Source organism: Rhodococcus sp. NFXS4 (assembly GCF_058139645.1).
Window position 1 is genome coordinate 823974 of record NZ_CP192221.1, and the last position, 18231, is coordinate 842204.

Sequence of the window (18231 nt, forward strand, 5' to 3'; positions counted from 1 at the left end):
AGCAGATGCCACGCAGTCTGAAGAAAGGCCCGTTCGTCGACGACCACCTCCTGAAAAAGGTGGACGTTCAGAACGACAAGGGCACGAAGCAGGTCATCAAGACCTGGTCACGCCGCTCGACCATCACCCCCGACTTCATCGGTCACACCTTCGCCGTCCACGACGGTCGCAAGCACGTCCCGGTGTTCGTCTCGGATGCGATGGTCGGACACAAGCTCGGTGAATTCGCGCCGACGAGGACCTTCAAGGGTCACATCAAGGACGACCGGAAGGCGAAGCGGCGATGACCAACTTCACCCCCACCGACAACCCGATCGCCCGGGCCACGGCCAAGCACGTTCGCGTGACGCCGATGAAGGCCCGTCGCGTCGTGGACCTGGTCCGCGGAAAGAGCGTCGAGGATGCCCTGAACATCCTCAAGTTCGCACCGCAGGCTGCCAGCGAGCCCGTCGCCAAGGTCGTTGCCTCGGCAGCGGCCAACGCGGAGAACAACCTGGATCTCGATCCGAGCACGTTGATCGTCTCGGCTGCATTCGTCGACGAGGGCGCGACCCTCAAGCGTTTCCAGCCTCGTGCCCAGGGTCGTGCGTTCCGCATTCGTAAGCGCACATCTCACATCACGGTCATCGTGGAGAGCCTGCCCAAGACCGGCGGCTCGACACGTGGTCGCCGGAAGGGAGCTCAGTAGTGGGCCAGAAGATCAACCCGCACGGCTTCCGCCTCGGCATCACGACCGACTGGAAGTCCCGCTGGTACGCAGACAAGCAGTACGCGGAGTACGTCAAGGAAGACGTGCAGATCCGCAAGCTCCTCGCCACGGGCATGGAGCGCGCCGGCATCGCCAAGGTGGAGATCGAGCGCACCCGTGATCGGGTTCGCGTCGACATCCACACCGCGCGTCCGGGCATCGTCATCGGTCGCCGCGGCGCCGAGGCGGATCGCATCCGTTCCGAGCTCGAGAAGCTGACCGGCAAGCAGGTCCAGCTGAACATCCTCGAGGTCAAGAACGCCGAGTCCGAGGCACAGCTCGTCGCACAGGGTGTGGCCGAGCAGCTCTCGAACCGTGTCGCTTTCCGTCGTGCGATGCGCAAGGCCATTCAGTCGGCCATGCGTCAGCCGAACGTCAAGGGCATCCGCGTTCAGTGCTCCGGTCGCCTCGGCGGCGCGGAGATGAGCCGTTCCGAGTTCTACCGCGAAGGTCGCGTTCCGCTGCACACGCTGCGTGCGGACATCGACTACGGCCTCTACGAGGCGAAGACCACCTTCGGTCGCATCGGCGTGAAGGTCTGGATCTACAAGGGCGACATCGTCGGTGGCAAGCGTGAAGCTGTCGCCGCCGCTGCTCCGGCAGGCGATCGTCCCCGTCGTGAGCGTCCGTCTCGTCCGCGTCGCAGCGGTGCCTCGGGCACCACGGCGACCAGCACCGAGGCCGGCCGCGCAGCGACCGCAACCGCTGATGCACCCGCTACGACCGAGCAGAAGGAGGGCTGACGCATGTTGATCCCCCGTCGGGTCAAGCACCGCAAGCAGCACCACCCCAAGCGTTCGGGTGCCGCCAAGGGCGGAACTCAGGTGACCTTCGGTGAATACGGCATCCAGGCTCTCGAGCCCGCCTACATCACCAACCGTCAGATCGAGGCAGCCCGTATCGCCGTCACCCGCCACATCAAGCGTGGTGGCAAGGTCTGGATCAACATCTACCCGGACCGTCCGCTCACGAAGAAGCCTGCCGAGACTCGCATGGGTTCCGGTAAGGGTTCGCCGGAGTGGTGGGTCGCCAACGTCAAGCCCGGCCGCGTGCTCTTCGAGCTCAGCTACCCGGACGAGCAGATCGCTCGTGAAGCACTGACGCGCGCGATTCACAAGCTGCCGATCAAGGCACGCATCATCACGAGGGAGGTTCAGTTCTGATGGCTACCGGTACCCCGGCTGCCGAGCTCCGCGAGCTCGGCGACGAAGAACTGATCACCCGCCTTCGTGAGTCGAAGGAGGAGCTGTTCAACCTCCGCTTCCAGATGGCCACCGGCCAGCTGGACAACAACCGTCGGCTGCGCGTCGTCCGCCACGAGATCGCGCGCATCTACACCGTGATGCGCGAGCGTGAGCTCGGGCTCGCCGCAGGTCCTTCCGAGGACACGGCAGGTGACGCAGCATGAGCGAGGAAACAGTGACCACTGAAGAAGCACGCAACAGCCGGAAGACGCGTATCGGTTACGTCGTCTCCGACAAGATGCAGAAGACGATCGTCGTCGAGCTGGAGGACCGTGTGAAGCACGCCCTCTACGGCAAGATCATCCGACGCACCACCAAGGTCAAGGCCCATGACGAGAACGGAGTCGCCGGCGTCGGCGATCGCGTTCAGCTCATGGAGACCCGCCCCCTGTCCGCCACGAAGCACTGGCGACTGGTCGAGGTCCTCGAGAAGGCCAAGTAAGACCTGCAGCACCCATGGACGACCCCGCACTCCTCGTGAGTGCGGGGTCGTTCTGCGTTCTCCGGTCCTCGCTACGATGGCCGGACGAGAGGGGATCGGCATGGACAGTGTGATGCAGTTCGCCGGCCAGTACTGGTGGCTGTGGTTCGTCTTCGGCGGGTCCATCGCGGGTGCGGCCAAGGCGGTCAGCGCCGCCAACGAGCGACGTGCGGATCGTCGCCTCGAGCGGTACCGCATCAAGCAGCAGGCCAAGGTCGCAGCGCTCGAACTCTCGAAGTCCACGAAGCAGGACGCGGAGACACAACGTCGATCCGTCGAGAAGGCGCTCGCCGAGCACGACGACGTGAACGCTCGGTGGTTCGCCTACGAGACCGACGTCATCAACCTGCTCGAGTTCCCCATGATGACGAACATGCGCGACCCGATGACGGTGGCCTTCCACCGAGCCAAGCTCGAAGCCGACTCCCTCCGGCCGTCGGCGGCGGACGAACTGGTCGGCGATGTCGAGGCGCAGCGGCTCTACCGCTCGGCCGTGCACGACTACGCCGTGGCGTTCACCGCCGCCGAGTCCGAGGCGAAGCGTCGTCGCCGCGGAAACTTCAGCGAGGCGGAGCAGAACCGACTCACTCGCGCGCAGTCGCTGCTGCGCATGGCCTTGGACGGCGCCTCGACCCCCGCCGAGCGGCAGGCGGCGTACCGCAAGGCGCGCACCGAGCTCGAGGGCCTGGTGACGCTGCCGACGACGGCGTACGCACAGATCGAACAGCGGATCGCGGGGGCGTTGGAGGCGTAGGCGCGGTCAGCCCGTGACGTCCACGTCGTCGACCGCCACCGTCTCGCCCCGGCGATGCGCCATGTAGTCGCGCAGCTCCCGCCTCACGACGGGAAGCAGCAGGTAGAGGCCGATGATGTTGACGAAGGCCAGGGCGAACAGCGCCGCATCCGCGAAGTCCAGTACGGATCCGAGCGACAGCACCGTGCCGACGACGGTGAAGAGGCAGAAGATGACGTTGAAGCTGTGCTTGGCGAGGGCGCTGCGGCCGAAGAGGGACGTCCACGCCTGCGACCCGTAGTAGGCCCACGTGATGGCGGTGGACAGCGCGAAGAGCGCCACCGCGACCGTCAGAATGTACGGGAACCAGGGGAGCACCGTCTCGAACGCGTCCGAGGTGAGTGTGACGCCGCCGGCAGGAAGAGCGCCGGTCTCCGCGACGATGGCGCGCTGGTCCTGCCAGGACTGCGTGTTCGCGATGACGATCGTCAGAGCGGTGGCCGTGCAGATCACGACCGTGTCGATGAACGGTTCGAGCATGGCCACGAATCCCTCGGTGACCGGATGACGCGTCTTGACTGCCGAGTGCGCGATGGAGGCCGAACCCAGTCCCGCCTCGTTCGAGAACGCGGCGCGCTGGATGCCGATGATCATGACGCCCAGTACGCCACCCGCCACGCCCGTGGGGGAGAAGGCGCCCGTCACGATCGCACTCATGGCGCCGGGGACCTGCTCGATGTTGACGGCGATCACCACGGCGCATCCCAGCACGTAGACGATGGCCATGGCGGGAACCAGCTTGGCCGTCACGGCGGAGATGGACTTCATCCCGCCGATGATGACCAGCCCGATCACCACGGCGACGACGAGCCCGAAACCGAACTTCGCGCCGTCCGAGCCGAGGAAACCCTCGTCGCCACCGGTGACACTGCGCACCTGAGCGTAGGTCTGGTTCGCCTGGAACATGTTTCCGCCGGAGATGCCGAAGAAGATGATGATCACGGCGTAGACGGTGGCCATGATCTTCCCGACTCGGCTCATCCCGCGCTCCGCGAGCCCCTTGGTGAGGTACTTCATGGGACCACCGGAGACGGTGCCGTCCTCGTGGACGTCGCGGTACTTCACACCCAGCGTGCACTCGACGAACTTGGTGGCCATACCGAGGAAGCCGGCGAGGATCATCCACAGCGTGGCACCGGGTCCGCCCAGGGTGACCGCGACCGCGACACCGGCGATGTTGCCGAGCCCGACGGTGCCGGACACGGCGGCGGTCAGGGCGCGGAAGTGGCTCACCTCGCCGGGTGCTGTGGGGTCGTCGTGTTTCCCGCGGACCAGTTCCACCGCGTGTTTGGCGCCACGTACCTGCAGGAACTTGAAGGTGACCGTGAAGATGATCGCCGCGGCCAGGAGCCAGAGCACGACCAGTGGTACCGATGCACCGCCGATGTCGACGGAGAAGAAGACGACGGTGGTGACCGCCTCGGTGACGGGTTCGAAGGTGGAATTGATGGCATTCTCGATGGTGGTGAGGGTGCCACCGTCGGCCGCAAGGATCCGGGGTACGGAAGTCATGTCTCATTCGACCCCGGCATCCCGGATCCTGCACGCCTTCAGGCGTATCTGACCGATCCTTTACCTGATCTTGACCTCAGGCCAGACGCTTCTCAGGACTCACCGTCTTCGACGGATCCTTCTCGACGATGTCGCCCAGCGCCTCGTCGATCTTGGCGAGCACGTCGGCGTCGAGGGTGACGTCCTGCGCCTTGACGTTGTCGGCGATCTGCTCGGGACGAGACGCGCCGACCAGTGCCGCGGCGATGTTGTCGTTGGCCAGCACCCAGGCGATGGCGAGCTGCGACATCGTGATGCCCAGGTCGTCGGCGATCGGCTTCAGCTTCTGCACGCGCGTCAGCGTCTCGTCGTTCATGTAGCGCGAGATCATGTCCGCGCCGCCCTTGTCGTCGGTCGCGCGCGAGCCCTCGGGAAGCGGCTGTCCGGGAACGTACTTGCCCGTGAGGACGCCCTGAGCCAGCGGTGACCAGACGACCTGCGAGATACCGAGTTCCTTGGACGCCGGGACCACGTCGGACTCGATGACGCGCCAGAGTGCGGAGTACTGAGGCTGATTGGAGACGATGGAGAAACCGCGCTGCCGGGCCAGTGTCTGCGCTTCGCGGAGCTGGTCCGCGGTCCACTCGGACACGCCGATGTACAACGCCTTGCCCTGCTGGACGACGTCACCGAAGGCGGCGATGGTCTCCTCGAGCGGCGTCTCGTGGTCGTATCGGTGCGCCTGGTAGAGGTCGACGTAGTCGGTGCCCAGGCGTCGCAGCGAGTTCTCGATGCCCTCGAAGATGTGTTTGCGCGAGAGCCCCGTGTCGTTCGGGCCCTTCTCGCCGACCGGGAAATACACCTTGGTGAAGATCTCGAGACCTTCACGACGCTCGCCCGCCACCGCCTTGCCCAGCACGGTCTCGGCCGCGCCGTTGGCGTAGACGTCCGCGGTGTCGAACGTCGTGATGCCGGCGTCGAGAGCCGCCTTCACGCAGGCGGTCGCGACGTCGTTCTCCACCTGCGACCCGTGGGTGAGCCAGTTGCCGTAGGTGATCTCGGAAACCTTGAGTCCGCTGTTGCCCAGAAATCTGTAAGCCATGCGAACAACGCTACTCGCGCGCCGGCGCCAGGACTTCTCCTCTCACTCGCGCGCCAGCGCGAGGACCTCCTCTTCGGTGGGGGGACTCTTCGGGTGGAAGGTGAGGCACAGGGGAGTGGCCGTACGCCGGAACTCCGAACCCTCGACGGCCGCGTAGAACTGACCTGCGGGGAGACGTCCGACGTCGGGTACGGAACCGCCCTTGGCGCGCGCCATCTCCTGCGCCGCCTGGATCTGGGCGGGACTGTTCAGCAGGCCGTAGAACTGGGTGGCCGCGTTTCCGGCGATGCGATTGTGCAGCCCCTTGGGTGCCTGTGTCGCAAAGACGAGGCCCAAGCCGTACTTCCGGGCCTGCGACGCGAGTGCGAGCGTGCTGTGCGTGGCCGGTGTCGCCTTGTCCGAGGGCGCGTAGTTCTGCGCCTCGTCCATGACGAAGAGTCCGCCGAGCGGTCGATCACCCGCCGGGTTCTTCTTGATCCAAGCGAACAGACCCATCTGCAGCTGATTGACGAAGCTCTGCTTCTGCTCCTCGGTGGTGAGCCCCGAGAGGTTGATGACGGACACGCGCGCCTTCTTTCCCTCGGCCGGGGTGAGCAGCACGCCCGGATCGACGGGAGTGCCGGACCCGGCGAACATCGGGTCGTTCGTCATCGCGGCCTTGAGGTTCTCGGCGAGATCGGCCGCGATGCGCACGGCGTCGCGCAGATCGCTGGCGTCGGCGGGGAGATTCTCCAGCAGGTCGATGAAGTCCGACATGTCGCCGGCCGAGCGCCGCCCGAACCCGTCGAGTGCCGCGCGCAGCACCGCCTGGCGGTGCTTGGCCTTCTCCGTGGTGCCCGTCGCCAGTGCGGCGGGAGCCAGCGCCGCGAGACCCGACTCGACGGACGCGTCGAACTCGTCCTTGTCGTTGACGACGCTGGCGAAGTCGGGGAGCGGCTGGAAACTGAGCGGCCGCCCCGACGACTTGCGCGGAGTCCAGATGACGACGTCCGTGTCCCGCAGATACGCAGCAGCTTTCGCCTCGTCGCCCGGCGGCCACGTGCGTTCGTCCTCCGGCCACGGTGTCCCGAGGCGGGCGAGATCGTTATTGATGTCGAGCACGATCGACGAGACACCGTGCAGGGCACACTCCTCGACCAGCCGACGGATGAGCACGGTCTTACCGCTGCCCGATCCGGCGAAGATCGCCGTGTGCTTGCGCAGCGCCTCGAGCGGAATGCGGACCTCGGCGTTGGTGCTGAGCTCCGTCCCCATCTCGATCTGCTCCCGGCGCGGAGTTGCCGCGGGAGCCTGCGACACCTCGGGTTCGATGAGTGCCTGATCGTCGTCGACGACGCTCGCGTCGGGCAGAACCTCGCGGAACAACGCGATCTCGTGCGCCGGCTTGCGAGCGAGCAGCCACGACGTGAGGGCCGGCGAGTTCTCCGACCGGAGAGCGCCCAGGGCGTGCAGCGAGCGGCGATCGTCCTCGCTCAGCGGCACCTCGACACCACCGGCGCGGTGCAGCGCCGCCACGGTCTGTTCCGTCTTCGCGCCCTTGGGCCACGGTGCGTTGCGGATGAGGATCAACCGACGGCGCGGCATGTCGATGTGGAGACCCGCCGCAGTGACGGCCCGCTCGATACGGGCCAGTGCCGCACGGGCATTGGTGGAGGAGACGGCGCGGAAGCACCAGTGTTCCTCGTCGTCGGTGTCGCTGTCGACGGTGTGGCGGAGCCGTGCGTGCAGTGCCGGGCGGCCGCTCGGCGGAGGATCCTGCGCGAGGCTGTCGTCGGACGACTGGTGTTCGTGGATCCACGCGTCGAGACCGGCGGAGAGCAGTGCCGGGACGAGGCTGTCCTCGGTGCCGGGCTCGAGCGGTGTCGACACGTCCGCGGCGCTGCGCAACTGCGCGTACCGCTCGTCGAGCGCCTCGAGTTCGGATCGCTTGGCCGTGGGGAGCGATGGTGTGTCGGATCCCCCTCCGCTGGAGGCGAAGTCGGTCAGTTCCGTCGCGACCCCCGTCTCGAGGCAGTGGCGGATGTGCTTGTCGACGGCGATGAGCAGCTGGCGGGGAGTGAAGTCCGGCGCCTTGTCGAACGCGTCGACGGCCACCGGCCATGTCGGGTGCGGGGTGGCGAAGCCGACCTCGCGGAAGCACGCCTCGAGGCGACGCTCGAGCAGCAGGCGGCCGACGTCCGACGACGGAATCGGCTTGAGCCGCTGCGTCACCCGGAACCGGTCACGCATCGGTGCGACCCCGCGAGCGGCGATCAGATCCCACGCGCTCGACAGCGCCGACAACACGGAGGCGGTGCGCGGCAACGTCTCACGGAGAGTCATCAGACCGTGGGCGAGCTGCTCGACCACCTTGTCCTCCTGCTCGTCCGCGTAGTCCTTGTCGGCGCCGGTGCGCGCCTGCGCGACGAGGGTGTCGATCTGGTCGATGGCGAGGATGGTGGGACCCGTGATCGCGAGCAGTCGGGAGATGTTCTCCGCGATGCCCTGGTGACCGAGCTCCGCGCGGCGGATGCCCCACGACTCGAACTCGTCGGCGTCCACGTCGTCGATCGACTGCAGGTAGGCGTCACCGATGTCCTGCACGGCCGCGTCGGGTGCGATCGAGAGGACCAGGGCACGCAGGGTGTGCTGGGAGGTCCGACGATGGCGGGGGTGGGCCTTGTAGACGCCGGTGACGAACTCGTTCAGCGTGTCGGCGTCGATCATGTTCTCGCCCATGACCTGTCGCCGCTGGTCCTCGCTCACGCCGGCGATGTCGCAGAGCCGCCGCAGGACCAGGCGGAGCTGACTGTCGTCACCGCGACCCGACGGGCGGTTGAGGTCGTCGAGCATGCCCATCAGCGTCGAGCGCCAGAAACCCGCGGCGTCGAGGAGCCGGATGAGGAAGAAGTAGCCGCCGCGCGACTGCACCTCCTCGCGGACCTGCCCGAGAAGGTGCGTCTTGCCGGAACCCGCGGGGCCCTGCACGACGACGCCGAGCGGACTGGCGTCGTCCGAGTTTTCGGCGTCGGTGTACGCACTCATGACCTCGGTGAACACCCGCTCGTGCATCCCGGGCACGTGGACGTCCGACTGGGAGCGCCACACGTCGTCGGGTGTGGGGGCCCAGCTCAGCCGCACCGACTCGAGAGCGCGGATCTGTTCGGACTTCGTGGTCGTCATCGTGGAGCCGCCCATCACTGTTCGATCGCCAAGAGGTGGTTCTGCTGGTTGCCGACATCGACGGCCGCGGCGCGGTCCTCGTCGGTCAGCGTCTTCTGGTTCTCCTCGGGGATGAGGGAGACGTCGGGGGCGCGTCGCAGCCGGGCGAGCGCCTCGTCGAGATCCGTGCGCGAGATGTCGGACAGGGCGGGCCGCAGCCGCGACAGCCGCACCCAGGCCCCGGGCTCACGAGCGAGGTCCGCGTACGTCGACCGGATCCGCTGTTCGACGTCCGCGGCGGACAGTTCACTGCGGACCGCGGGGGCGACGATGGCGTTGGGTGGCGTCGGCGGCGCCGTGATCGACGTCGGAGTGTCGCGCGGGAAGAAGACCTCGGCGGGACGTACGTCGTCGCGATGGAACCACCGGCCGAGGCCTGCCATGACGGTGAACAGGGCCTTGCCGGGGCCGGCCGCACCCTTCGGCGCCTGCGTGCCCATCAGGTCGGAGCAGTGCTTCCAGCCCTTGTCGGTGAGCTCGACGGTCATCGTCCGACCCTGCTTGCCCACCTCGATCAGGCCGAGCGACGCGAGGTGGTCCCGGTGGGGCTTCTTCAACTCGGGCCCGAGCGTCGACAGTTCGGGGTTGCGCACCGCGCGTGCCTCGGCCATCAGCACCATCAGCACGGACACCTCGGTGCCGGTCAACTCGTTCGCGCTCACGTGGGAGTCCCCTTCGATCGTCGTCGGTGCAGTGCCTGTTCGATCATCGTCATCACGCTCTCGTGGTCCGCGAGCACGTCCTCGTTGGTGAAGCGCAGCACGATCCAGCCGTGCGTCTGCAGCAGGTTGTCGCGGGACCGGTCGTCGGCGAACTGAGCACGCGCACGGTGCTCGTGGCCGTCGATCTCGATGGCGACCTTCTCATCGACCCACGAAACGTCCAGCGTGAACGGTCTGCTCAACGTCGTCGGCCGGACGGAGCGGTTGTGGCGTCGGCCCGCCGCCCACTCGCGGGTGGAGAGGACGCGGTCCAGCAGGATCTCCGCCGCGCTGGCCGCGTGCGGACGCCCCTCGACGGGCGGGTAGCTCAGCGGCCGGAAGCGGTCGACGATGGTGTTGACGTCGTCCGGGGTCGACGGAGTGCGCACGGTCAGCACCGGGAACCTGTCCACGGCGGGTGCACCGGCCCCGGTCAACCACACGCCCGTCCCGGTGCTGCACCACCATTCCGCGGCGGTCGCCACCGCTGCCGGGTCGGCGTCGGCGGGGACGTCCACGACGAGGACGGCGCGCTCTCGCCCGTGGACGTCGGCGATCACGCGGGCGGCACCGGCGGCTCGGGTCTCGCGAGCGAAGGCGTCGACACGCAGGGGACGACCCGACGTCGACGCGCCCGCGAGATGGGCGAGGTACGGACCGAAGTGTTCGCTCGTCGACGCCCACTGCCGCGCTCGGGTCCGCGCGGCGTCGCGCGCCAGCGACGAGCGGTCGCCGACATCGCCGGGCAGCAGGAAGGGGACGAGGTCGAGCGCGGCCTGCTCGATCGCGGCGACGACGGCGTCCACCATCTCCGACGCGGAGCCGTTCGACAGGGTGAAGAAGAGTGCGGCCGGAGCATCGGACGGCAGCGGGTCCACCGACTCGGCGAGATCGCGCATCGCGGCGCCGGACAGTCGTACGACCCGGTCCAGCGGGGCGTCGTGCCACCAGGGCGTCGCGGTGTCGACGCGTGTCGTCACGTCATCACCCCCGCCCTGGTGTCGAGGCAGACCGGACCGGCCACCGCCCCGCGGCCGATTTCGGCCGACTTCAGGCCTGCCCTGTCGGTTATCATCCCCGAAACCGTACCCGGGGACGGGAACCCGTGTCGCGCGGGTCACCGTCCGAGCAGGCCACCCAGCGCGCCGCCGACACCGGCCTGCTGCCCGCCGCCCGTGCCGCCGACGAACCCGCCGGGCGGCTGCTCCGACGGCTGCACGACGACGAACCCCTGCCCGGAGAACTGCAGGGTGAAGCGCTCGCCGGTGCTGCGGCCGATGAGGGTGCCGAAGTTGAGTTGATCGTTGCTCTTCACCGAGGTCTGCAGGCTCGACGACCACGCGACCGCAGCCTGCGGATCCGCGAAGGTGGGCTGGTCGACGTTCAGCACGACGGGTTGCCCGTCGGTGGTGATGGCGATGCGCCCCTGCCCGGTGAAGATGCAGTTGAACAGGCCCGCGTTGCTGCTGGCGGCCGCACCCTGGACCCGACCGATGCGGTACGACAGCGACGAGTCGAATGCGAGCACGTTGGCGCCGTTGATGGTGAGACCGTCGCTGCCGTCGAGGTCGATGATGTGCACGTCCTGGGCGGCGTTCGCGAGGAAGAGGTCGCCGCGACCGGACACCTTCATCAGCGGCACACCCTCGCCCGTCACCGTGCGACGGATCATGTTGCCGATGCCGCCGGATCCCTGCGCCTCGAACTTCAGGTCGCCCTGGTAGGCCACCATCGATCCCGAGCGCGCCATGATCTCGCCGTTCATCGCGACGCGGGCCATCTTGCTGCCCTGCTTCTGGATGCCGACTCCCTGGACCTCGGCGTGGGTGGGGGCGAACAGTTCACTTCTCACGGCCAGTGCTCCCTGCGTCGGTACGGGTGGTGGTGGTGCTGTGGTGGGGACGACGGTCGGTGTCGGTGCCGGTGCCGGTGTCGTGGCCGGCGCGGGCTCGTCGTCGACGGTGATGCCGAAGTTCGTCGCGATGCCCGCGAGCCCGTCGTCGAAGCCCTGGCCCACGGCGCGGACCTTCCAGGCGTCGCCGCGTCGGTAGATCTCGACGCACACGACGGCGGCCTCGCTCGTGAGTCCGCTCATCCGGAACGACAGGTCCGGTCCGATGGAGATGGTCGGCTCCAGGCCGCCGAACGTGGTGGGGCCCGATCCGTCCAGGCTGGCGGTGACGGCCACGGTGTCGACGTCGCGGGGCACCGCACGGGTGTCCACGCGGATCCCGCCGCTGCCGTACGTCACGCCGGGGCCGACCGGGTTGTTGAAGAAGACCAGGTCCGCGTCCGATCGAACCCGGCCCGCGGAGTTCAGCAGGAGTGCCGAGACGTCCACGGCGGCGCCGGACACGGAGATGTCGAGGCTGTCCGAGGGTGCGGGGCGATTCTCCCCCCGTGCGAGGCTGTCCACGGACCTCAGTGTGCCACCGGCGCCTGACAGAGACCTGTGCCGTCGCGCGTGGTGGGGATTTGGATCCCGTCCGCGTGTTCCCTACACTAGAGCGGTTGCCCGTGGTAGACGCATGCGTCGGCCAGGGCCACAGACCGCGCGCGTCGGGTCGGTATCCGCCGCGTACGTACATCCAGGTCACTAGGAGACCCATGATTCAGCAGGAGTCGCGGCTTCGCGTCGCCGACAACACGGGTGCCAAGGAAATCTTGTGCATTCGCGTTCTCGGTGGCTCGTCACGCCGTTACGCCGGGATCGGCGACGTCATCGTCGCCACCGTCAAGGACGCGATCCCCGGTGGAAACATCAAGAAGGGCGAGGTCGTCAAGGCCGTCATCGTCCGCACCACGAAGGAGCGTCGCCGCGCCGACGGTTCGTACATCAAGTTCGACGAGAACGCTGCCGTTCTCATCAAGCCTGACAACGATCCCCGCGGTACCCGCATCTTCGGCCCGGTCGGCCGCGAGCTGCGTGAGAAGAAGTTCATGCGCATCGTGTCGCTGGCTCCGGAGGTGTTGTGAGATGAAGGTGCACAAGGGCGACACGGTTCTCGTCATCTCCGGTAAGGACAAGGGAGCAAAGGGCAAGGTCATCACGGCCTACCCCGAGACCTCCAAGGTCCTCGTCGAGGGCGTCAACCGCATCAAGAAGCACACCGCTGTCTCGGCCAACGAGCGCGGCGCCTCCTCGGGCGGCATCGTCACGCAGGAAGCCCCCATTCACGTTTCCAACGTCGCGGTCATCGACTCGGACGGCAACCCCACCCGCGTGGGCTACCGCACCGACGACAACGGCAAGCGCGTTCGGATTTCCCGTAAGAACGGGAAGGACATCTGATGACGACCACCGAGAACAAGATCGTTCCGCGCCTGAAGACTCGCTACCGCGAGGAGATCAAGGACGCGCTGAACACCGAGTTCGAGTACGCCAACGTCATGCAGATCCCCGGCATCGTCAAGGTCGTCGTCAACATGGGTGTCGGCGACGCCGCCCGTGACGCGAAGCTGATCAACGGTGCGGTCGCAGACCTTGCCGCGATCACCGGCCAGAAGCCCGAGATCCGCAAGGCCCGCAAGTCCATCGCGCAGTTCAAGCTCCGCGAGGGCATGCCCATCGGCGCGCGCGTCACGCTGCGCGGCGACCGCATGTGGGAGTTCCTGGACCGTCTCGTGTCCATCGCGCTTCCCCGCATCAGGGACTTCCGTGGCCTGTCGGGCACGCAGTTCGACGGCAACGGCAACTACACGTTCGGCCTGAACGAGCAGTCGATGTTCCACGAGATCGACGTCGACAAGATCGATCGCCCTCGCGGCATGGACATCACCGTCGTCACGACGGCCACCAACAACGACGAAGGCCGCGCGCTGCTCAAGCACCTCGGCTTCCCGTTCAAGGAGAACTGAGCGTATGGCTAAGAAGGCACTGGTCAACAAGGCCAACAAGAAGCCGAAGTTCGCGGTTCGTGCGTACACCCGCTGCCAGCGTTGCGGCCGTCCGCACTCCGTGTTCCGCAAGTTCGGCCTCTGCCGTATCTGCGTGCGCGAGATGGCGCACCGCGGCGAGCTCCCCGGAGTGCACAAGAGCTCCTGGTGATCTGATCACCTGACACACCCCGACAGGCCCGAGCCATCACGGCTCGGGCCTGTCGGCGTTCACGGATGCAGTGCGTCGAGGAATGTCGCGCGGTCCGAACGGTCTGTTCCTCTCTGCGTGTCTCCCGCCGTATGCCTCGCGCCGGCGCCTCACCGGGCCTAGTGTTGCGCGACGGGGAAGCGAGCGGAGGAATCATGACTCAGACCGCGGAGACCGAGACCTCGGCCACGCCGGAACTCAAGCGGGTCCTCGGACCCGGACTGCTGTTGCTCTTCATCGTCGGCGACATCCTGGGCGCCGGCGTCTACGCCGTGACAGGCGACATGATCGCCAATGTCGGCGGAATGGCGTGGCTGCCGTTCATCCTCGCCTTCGTCGTGGCGACGCTGACCGCGTTCTCCTATCTCGAGCTGGTGTGCAAGTACCCGCAGGCCGCCGGCGCCGCGCTGTACACGCACAAGGCCTTCGGCATCCATTTCGCGACGTTCCTCGTCGCGTTCGCCGTCATCTGCTCCGGCATCACCAGCGCCTCGACGTCCTCGAACGTGGTGGCGGGCAACCTGTTGGCCGGCCTGCACGAGACCTTCAGTACCGAGGACGGCATCGGGTGGTTCGACGTACCCACCGGCGACACAGCGCAATTGGTGGTCGCACTGGCCTTCATGCTGCTGCTGGCGGCGATCAATCTGCGCGGTGTCGGCGAGTCGGTCAAGTTCAACGTGATCCTGACGATCATCGAGATGGCAGCGCTCGCCATCGTCATCGCGATCGGCTTCGTCGCGGTGGGAAGTGGTAGCGCCGAGGGCGACATCGCCAATCTGGTCGTGTTCGACGACGCCAACGAGAAGGGCTGGTTCCTCGCCGTCACCGTCGCGACCACCATTGCTTTCTTCGCGATGGTCGGCTTCGAGGACTCGGTGAACATGGTCGAGGAGACCAAGGAGCCCGAGAAGATCTTCCCGAAGATGATGCTCTCCGGACTCGGCATCGCCTGCCTCATCTACGTTCTCGTCGTCGTGGCCGTGATCGCGGTCCTGCCGCTGGACTACGACTCCGGCAGCGAGGGCATCCTGCTCCACGTCGTGCGACTCGGCGCACCGGGACTGCCGATCGACGAGATCTTCCCGTACCTGACGGTGTTCGCCGTCGCCAACACTGCGCTCATCAACATGCTGATGGCGAGTCGGTTGATCTACGGCCTCGGGCGTCAGCGCATCCTGCCGAAGTCGCTGAGCGCGGTTCTGCCGACGCGTCGCTCGCCGTGGGCGGCCATCATGTTCTCCACCGTCATGGCACTGGTGCTGATCGTGGTGGTCAACCAGCTGCAGGGGAACTCGGTCGTCAGCGCTCTGTCCGGAACGACCGGGCTGCTGCTGCTCTGCGTGTTCGCGGTGGTCAACGTCGCCAACCTGGTGCTCAAGCGCAAGAAGGAGACGACGGGCTTCAGTGCGCCGCTGTGGGTTCCGGTGACGGGCGGCACGCTGTGCCTGTTCCTCGTCGGACCGTGGGCGCGGACCGATGCGCAGATGATCCAGTACCGTATCGCCGGCGCGATGCTGCTCCTCGGTGTGGCGCTGTGGGTGGTGACGTTCTTCGTCAACCGTGCCACGCAGGGCAAGTCGCGCTTCATCGACGTGGATGCGCTCGATCGCGACGAGAAGGCGAACCTCGGTGACCGGGTGCGTGATCGGGGAGACGGCAAGGACTGATCGGCGGGGGTCGACCCGCACACGAGACGAGCCCCGGACCTCCCTGAGGACCGGGGCTCGCGTCGTCGAGCGTCAGCTCTCGAAGATGTCCAACGGCAGAGAGCCACCGCCACCGACAGGCGGGACGACGGGCGGGAGGCTGCCCTCCGGAAGCACCGTGACGGGGAGGTCGACGAGCGTGTCGACCGATGTGCCGCCGTCGTCACACGTCACCGCGACGCTGTAGAGCCCGGCCTCGAGTCCGTCGATGACGACGGTGCCGACGGCGGGAGCGATCGGCAGCAATGGCGTGGCGGGGCCCGAGGCGCTCGCCGTGTTGGTCTCGTCACCCACTTCGGTCGCGGTGACGGTGCAGTCCACCGCGCCCGTGAAGGCGAGAGCGGGTGTCACGGTCACCAGCGTGCTGATCGATTCGACGCCGGGCGTGGGTACCGCGACGACGGCGAGCACCGCCGCCGACGCCGTTCCCGACCCTGCCAACAGCGCCGCAGCAGCTGCCGCTCCCACCATTCCGACCTTGCCGAATGTGCGTACACCGGTCTTCACATCGTCCTCCATCACTCGTCGTGCGCGATAAACGTTGTGAATGGACACTAAAAGGCTGAACGAGAATGGCGGGGCGAAACGGACCAATCGGTCACCGAACTTGGTTCCCCGGCTGAACCCGACCGATGTCGCGGTGAACCGGTGCGTCAGTCCGGGCCGGCGCTGGGCACCGTGCACACCTCCCGTGAGGCTCACACCTGTTGCGGCAGGCCGGAGGGGGTGCTCGCTCACCGCAACCTGTGTGCACACCCCCTGCGGCACTGGCGAGTGCCATACCGGCACCTCACGCCGCACCCGGCCGACACCACCGCCGCGCACTCGTTCCGTGATGCGCACACCCCTTGCCGCAGGCTGCTGAGGGTGTCCGCCCACCGGAACCGGTGTGCGCACCCCTCGCAGCACCCCACGCCGTCCACCCGAGCCCACCGGAACCGGTGCGCACACCCCTGCAGTACCGGCACCACCCGCCCTACCTGCACCGATTTGGTCCCCGCAGGTCACTCCCTTACACTTGACCGGTTGCCCGGGTACCGTCATGCCTGCATACGACCCGAGCTACTCAGGTTTCTTGCCATGATGCTCGAAACACCCGCCAGTGCTCACGTCTGCACTGGCAGGAGCGCAACCCCTGACCGGCAACAGTCGGTCAGGACAGAACACTTCGCTGTAGGCCCACGACGGGACGAGTCAGGCCCTGCTATCAGGGCACCAGCTCGCACGTGCTGCATGGGAACCGCTGCGAGAAAGGGCCATGAACTCTGTCATGACCATGACCGACCCGATCGCAGACTTCTTGACGCGTCTGCGCAACGCCAATTCGGCGTACCACGATCAGGTGAAGCTGCCTCACTCGAAGATCAAGGCGAACATCGCCGAGATCCTCAAGCGTGAGGGCTACATCTCCGAGTACCGCACCGAGGACGCCGAGGTGGGCAAGACCCTCATCGTCGACCTCAAGTACGGCCCCAGCCGCGAGCGCAGCCTCGCCGGTGTGCGTCGGGTGTCCAAGCCCGGACTGCGTGTGTACGCAAAATCCACCAATCTGCCCAAGGTGCTCGGCGGCCTCGGCGTGGCGATCATCTCCACGTCCACCGGCCTGCTGACCGATCGCCAGGCGGCCAATCAGGGCGTCGGCGGCGAAGTCCTCGCGTACGTCTGGTAAGGGAGGCCACCACTATGTCGCGTATCGGAAAGCTTCCTGTGACAGTTCCCGCCGGAGTCGATGTCACCATCGCCGGCCAGGATGTCACCGTCAAGGGACCCAAGGGCACCTTGAGTCTCACCATCGCCGAGCCGATCACCATCGCCAAGAACGATGACGGATCCCTCTCGGTCAACAGGCCGGACGACGAGCGTCGTAGCCGCTCGCTCCACGGCCTCTCGCGCACTCTCGTCACGAACCTCATCACGGGTGTGACCACCGGTTACACCACGAAGATGGAGATTCACGGCGTCGGTTACCGCGTGGCACTGAAGGGCAGCGACCTCGAGTTCGCTCTCGGCTACAGCCACCCGGTGCCGATCACGGCGCCCGACGGCATCACCTTCGCGGTCGAGACGCCCACCCGATTCTCGGTCTCGGGTATCGACAAGCAGAAGGTCGGCCAGATCTCTGCCAACATCCGTCGTCTCCGTCGTCCCGACCCGTACAAGGGCAAGGGCGTTCGGTACGAGGGTGAGCAGATCCGCCGCAAGGTCGGAAAGACAGGTAAGTGATGAGCAACTCCGCAGCAACGAAGGGTTCCGACGCGAACCCGAAGCGCATCCCGCTGGGCAAGGACGCCTCCACGCGTCGTCGCCTGTCCAAGACGCGCCGCCACTTCCGTCTTCGCAAGAAGGTCTCCGGAACCGCCGAGCGTCCCCGTCTGGTCGTCAACCGTTCCTCGCGTCACCTGCACGCACAGCTGATCGACGATCTGACCGGCCGCACTCTCGCGTCCGCGTCCAGCATCGAGGCCGATGTGCGCGCGACCGAGGGCGACAAGAAGGCCCGTGGCGCGAAGGTCGGCGCTCTCATCGCCGAGCGTGCCAAGGCGGCCGGCATCGAGGCAGTGGTCTTCGACCGCGGTGGCCACGGTTACGCCGGACGCATCGCGGCACTCGCCGATGCAGCTCGCGAAGGCGGGCTGACGTTCTGATGACCAACGCAGCGAAGATTCAGCTCACC

General features: G+C 67.0%; 22 protein-coding genes. 15 read left to right on the forward strand and 7 right to left on the reverse strand.

The genetic code is table 11. The features are described from left to right. Nucleotides 1-5: 5 nt before the first annotated feature. From rpsS to J4E04_RS03865, 7 genes are all read left to right on the forward strand, one after another. Nucleotides 6-287 carry a 30S ribosomal protein S19 gene (gene rpsS, locus J4E04_RS03835; protein ID WP_027504650.1) on the forward strand — a complete coding sequence of 94 codons (282 nt, stop codon included), beginning with the start codon at nt 6-8 and terminating at the stop codon, nt 285-287. Next, entirely contained in the window at nt 284-688 is a 405-nt protein-coding gene (gene rplV / locus J4E04_RS03840) for a 50S ribosomal protein L22 (RefSeq protein WP_027504651.1), read from the forward strand. The genes rpsS and rplV overlap by 4 nt, the downstream gene beginning before the upstream one ends. After that, entirely contained in the window at nt 688-1491 is an 804-nt protein-coding gene (rpsC, locus tag J4E04_RS03845; protein WP_027504652.1) for a 30S ribosomal protein S3, read from the forward strand. The genes rplV and rpsC overlap by 1 nt, the downstream gene beginning before the upstream one ends. 3 nt (nt 1492-1494) lie before the next feature. Then, nucleotides 1495-1911 carry a 50S ribosomal protein L16 gene (rplP, locus tag J4E04_RS03850; protein ID WP_027504653.1) on the forward strand — a complete coding sequence of 139 codons (417 nt, stop codon included), beginning with the start codon at nt 1495-1497 and terminating at the stop codon, nt 1909-1911. Further along, on the forward strand, nt 1911-2156 hold the full coding sequence (rpmC, locus tag J4E04_RS03855) for a 50S ribosomal protein L29 (RefSeq protein WP_027504654.1): 246 nt from the start codon (nt 1911-1913) through the stop codon (nt 2154-2156). Before rplP ends, rpmC begins: the two co-directional genes overlap by 1 nt. Beyond that, a complete protein-coding gene (rpsQ, locus tag J4E04_RS03860; protein WP_042575434.1) occupies nt 2153-2434 on the forward strand; it encodes a 30S ribosomal protein S17 in 282 nt (93 codons plus the stop codon). The genes rpmC and rpsQ overlap by 4 nt, the downstream gene beginning before the upstream one ends. Before the next feature lie 100 nt (nt 2435-2534). Further along, the gene (locus J4E04_RS03865) at nt 2535-3227 is read left to right on the forward strand and encodes a hypothetical protein (protein ID WP_027504656.1); all 693 of its coding nucleotides are present in this window, start codon (nt 2535-2537) and stop codon (nt 3225-3227) included. 6 nt (nt 3228-3233) lie between these two features. Here J4E04_RS03865 and J4E04_RS03870 read toward each other — a convergent pair whose 3' ends face one another. The 6 genes from J4E04_RS03870 to J4E04_RS03895 form a co-directional block, all read right to left on the reverse strand. Continuing rightward, nucleotides 3234-4778 (reverse strand): alanine/glycine:cation symporter family protein, encoded by a 1545-nt coding sequence (locus tag J4E04_RS03870; protein ID WP_328812153.1) that lies wholly within the window; start codon nt 4776-4778, stop codon nt 3234-3236. A gap of 76 nt (nt 4779-4854) precedes the next feature. Beyond that, nucleotides 4855-5859: an aldo/keto reductase family protein gene (locus J4E04_RS03875; protein ID WP_285184402.1), complete on the reverse strand. Its 1005-nt coding sequence runs from the start codon at nt 5857-5859 to the stop codon at nt 4855-4857. A 42-nt stretch (nt 5860-5901) separates the two neighbouring features. Continuing rightward, nucleotides 5902-9021, reverse strand: coding sequence for a helicase HerA domain-containing protein (locus J4E04_RS03880; protein ID WP_307108304.1), 3120 nt, complete (start codon nt 9019-9021; stop codon nt 5902-5904). Between the two features lie 14 nt (nt 9022-9035). Further along, nucleotides 9036-9722: a hypothetical protein gene (locus tag J4E04_RS03885; protein ID WP_222630467.1), complete on the reverse strand. Its 687-nt coding sequence runs from the start codon at nt 9720-9722 to the stop codon at nt 9036-9038. Then, nucleotides 9719-10741, reverse strand: a complete 1023-nt coding sequence (locus J4E04_RS03890) for an endonuclease domain-containing protein (protein ID WP_490149918.1) — start codon at nt 10739-10741, stop codon at nt 9719-9721. Before J4E04_RS03890 ends, J4E04_RS03885 begins: the two co-directional genes overlap by 4 nt. Before the next feature lie 137 nt (nt 10742-10878). Further along, nucleotides 10879-12186 carry an AIM24 family protein gene (locus J4E04_RS03895; protein ID WP_490150500.1) on the reverse strand — a complete coding sequence of 436 codons (1308 nt, stop codon included), beginning with the start codon at nt 12184-12186 and terminating at the stop codon, nt 10879-10881. Nucleotides 12187-12368: 182 nt separating this feature from the next. On the opposite strand from J4E04_RS03895, the gene rplN reads away from it, so the two are divergent. The 5 genes from rplN (at nt 12369) to J4E04_RS03920 (ending at nt 15518) form a co-directional block, all read left to right on the forward strand. Further along, nucleotides 12369-12737, forward strand: a complete 369-nt coding sequence (gene rplN / locus J4E04_RS03900; RefSeq protein WP_027504662.1) for a 50S ribosomal protein L14 — start codon at nt 12369-12371, stop codon at nt 12735-12737. 1 nt (nt 12738) lies between these two features. Then, nucleotides 12739-13053 carry a 50S ribosomal protein L24 gene (rplX, locus tag J4E04_RS03905; RefSeq protein ID WP_027504663.1) on the forward strand — a complete coding sequence of 105 codons (315 nt, stop codon included), beginning with the start codon at nt 12739-12741 and terminating at the stop codon, nt 13051-13053. Next, nucleotides 13053-13619 (forward strand): 50S ribosomal protein L5, encoded by a 567-nt coding sequence (gene rplE / locus J4E04_RS03910; RefSeq protein ID WP_027504664.1) that lies wholly within the window; start codon nt 13053-13055, stop codon nt 13617-13619. Before rplX ends, rplE begins: the two co-directional genes overlap by 1 nt. A 4-nt stretch (nt 13620-13623) precedes the next feature. Continuing rightward, the gene (locus tag J4E04_RS03915; RefSeq protein ID WP_027504665.1) at nt 13624-13809 is read left to right on the forward strand and encodes a type Z 30S ribosomal protein S14; all 186 of its coding nucleotides are present in this window, start codon (nt 13624-13626) and stop codon (nt 13807-13809) included. 194 nt (nt 13810-14003) lie between these two features. Next, a complete protein-coding gene (locus tag J4E04_RS03920; protein WP_051613170.1) occupies nt 14004-15518 on the forward strand; it encodes an APC family permease in 1515 nt (504 codons plus the stop codon). A gap of 72 nt (nt 15519-15590) precedes the next feature. Here the strand turns inward: J4E04_RS03920 and J4E04_RS03925 are convergent, their stop codons facing one another. Then, nucleotides 15591-16076: a hypothetical protein gene (locus J4E04_RS03925; protein ID WP_490149919.1), complete on the reverse strand. Its 486-nt coding sequence runs from the start codon at nt 16074-16076 to the stop codon at nt 15591-15593. A gap of 751 nt (nt 16077-16827) precedes the next feature. Between J4E04_RS03925 and rpsH the strand changes: the two genes are divergently transcribed. The 3 genes from rpsH to rplR are packed head-to-tail and all read left to right on the forward strand — an operon-like array spanning nt 16828 to nt 18202. Then, complete coding sequence (gene rpsH / locus J4E04_RS03930) at nt 16828-17226, forward strand: 30S ribosomal protein S8 (protein ID WP_027504667.1); 399 nt, start codon at nt 16828-16830, stop codon at nt 17224-17226. Between the two features lie 14 nt (nt 17227-17240). Next, entirely contained in the window at nt 17241-17780 is a 540-nt protein-coding gene (gene rplF / locus J4E04_RS03935) for a 50S ribosomal protein L6 (protein ID WP_490149920.1), read from the forward strand. After that, the gene (gene rplR, locus J4E04_RS03940) at nt 17780-18202 is read left to right on the forward strand and encodes a 50S ribosomal protein L18 (RefSeq protein WP_037184745.1); all 423 of its coding nucleotides are present in this window, start codon (nt 17780-17782) and stop codon (nt 18200-18202) included. Before rplF ends, rplR begins: the two co-directional genes overlap by 1 nt. Nucleotides 18203-18231: the final 29 nt, after the last annotated feature.

Coding starts and splice junctions, on each gene's coding strand:
- rplF (WP_490149920.1), top strand. CDS start 17,241: ATGTCGCGTATCGGAAAGCTTCCTGTGACAGTTCCCGCCGGAGTCGAT.
- J4E04_RS03865 (WP_027504656.1), top strand. CDS start 2,535: ATGGACAGTGTGATGCAGTTCGCCGGCCAGTACTGGTGGCTGTGGTTC.
- J4E04_RS03870 (WP_328812153.1), bottom strand. CDS start 4,778: ATGACTTCCGTACCCCGGATCCTTGCGGCCGACGGTGGCACCCTCACC.
- J4E04_RS03880 (WP_307108304.1), bottom strand. CDS start 9,021: ATGACGACCACGAAGTCCGAACAGATCCGCGCTCTCGAGTCGGTGCGG.
- J4E04_RS03920 (WP_051613170.1), top strand. CDS start 14,004: ATGACTCAGACCGCGGAGACCGAGACCTCGGCCACGCCGGAACTCAAG.
- rplP (WP_027504653.1), top strand. CDS start 1,495: ATGTTGATCCCCCGTCGGGTCAAGCACCGCAAGCAGCACCACCCCAAG.
- rpsH (WP_027504667.1), top strand. CDS start 16,828: ATGACCATGACCGACCCGATCGCAGACTTCTTGACGCGTCTGCGCAAC.
- J4E04_RS03915 (WP_027504665.1), top strand. CDS start 13,624: ATGGCTAAGAAGGCACTGGTCAACAAGGCCAACAAGAAGCCGAAGTTC.
- rpsQ (WP_042575434.1), top strand. CDS start 2,153: ATGAGCGAGGAAACAGTGACCACTGAAGAAGCACGCAACAGCCGGAAG.
- J4E04_RS03925 (WP_490149919.1), bottom strand. CDS start 16,076: ATGGAGGACGATGTGAAGACCGGTGTACGCACATTCGGCAAGGTCGGA.
- rpmC (WP_027504654.1), top strand. CDS start 1,911: ATGGCTACCGGTACCCCGGCTGCCGAGCTCCGCGAGCTCGGCGACGAA.
- rplX (WP_027504663.1), top strand. CDS start 12,739: ATGAAGGTGCACAAGGGCGACACGGTTCTCGTCATCTCCGGTAAGGAC.
- rplE (WP_027504664.1), top strand. CDS start 13,053: ATGACGACCACCGAGAACAAGATCGTTCCGCGCCTGAAGACTCGCTAC.
- rplN (WP_027504662.1), top strand. CDS start 12,369: ATGATTCAGCAGGAGTCGCGGCTTCGCGTCGCCGACAACACGGGTGCC.
- J4E04_RS03875 (WP_285184402.1), bottom strand. CDS start 5,859: ATGGCTTACAGATTTCTGGGCAACAGCGGACTCAAGGTTTCCGAGATC.
- rplV (WP_027504651.1), top strand. CDS start 284: ATGACCAACTTCACCCCCACCGACAACCCGATCGCCCGGGCCACGGCC.
- rpsS (WP_027504650.1), top strand. CDS start 6: ATGCCACGCAGTCTGAAGAAAGGCCCGTTCGTCGACGACCACCTCCTG.
- rplR (WP_037184745.1), top strand. CDS start 17,780: ATGAGCAACTCCGCAGCAACGAAGGGTTCCGACGCGAACCCGAAGCGC.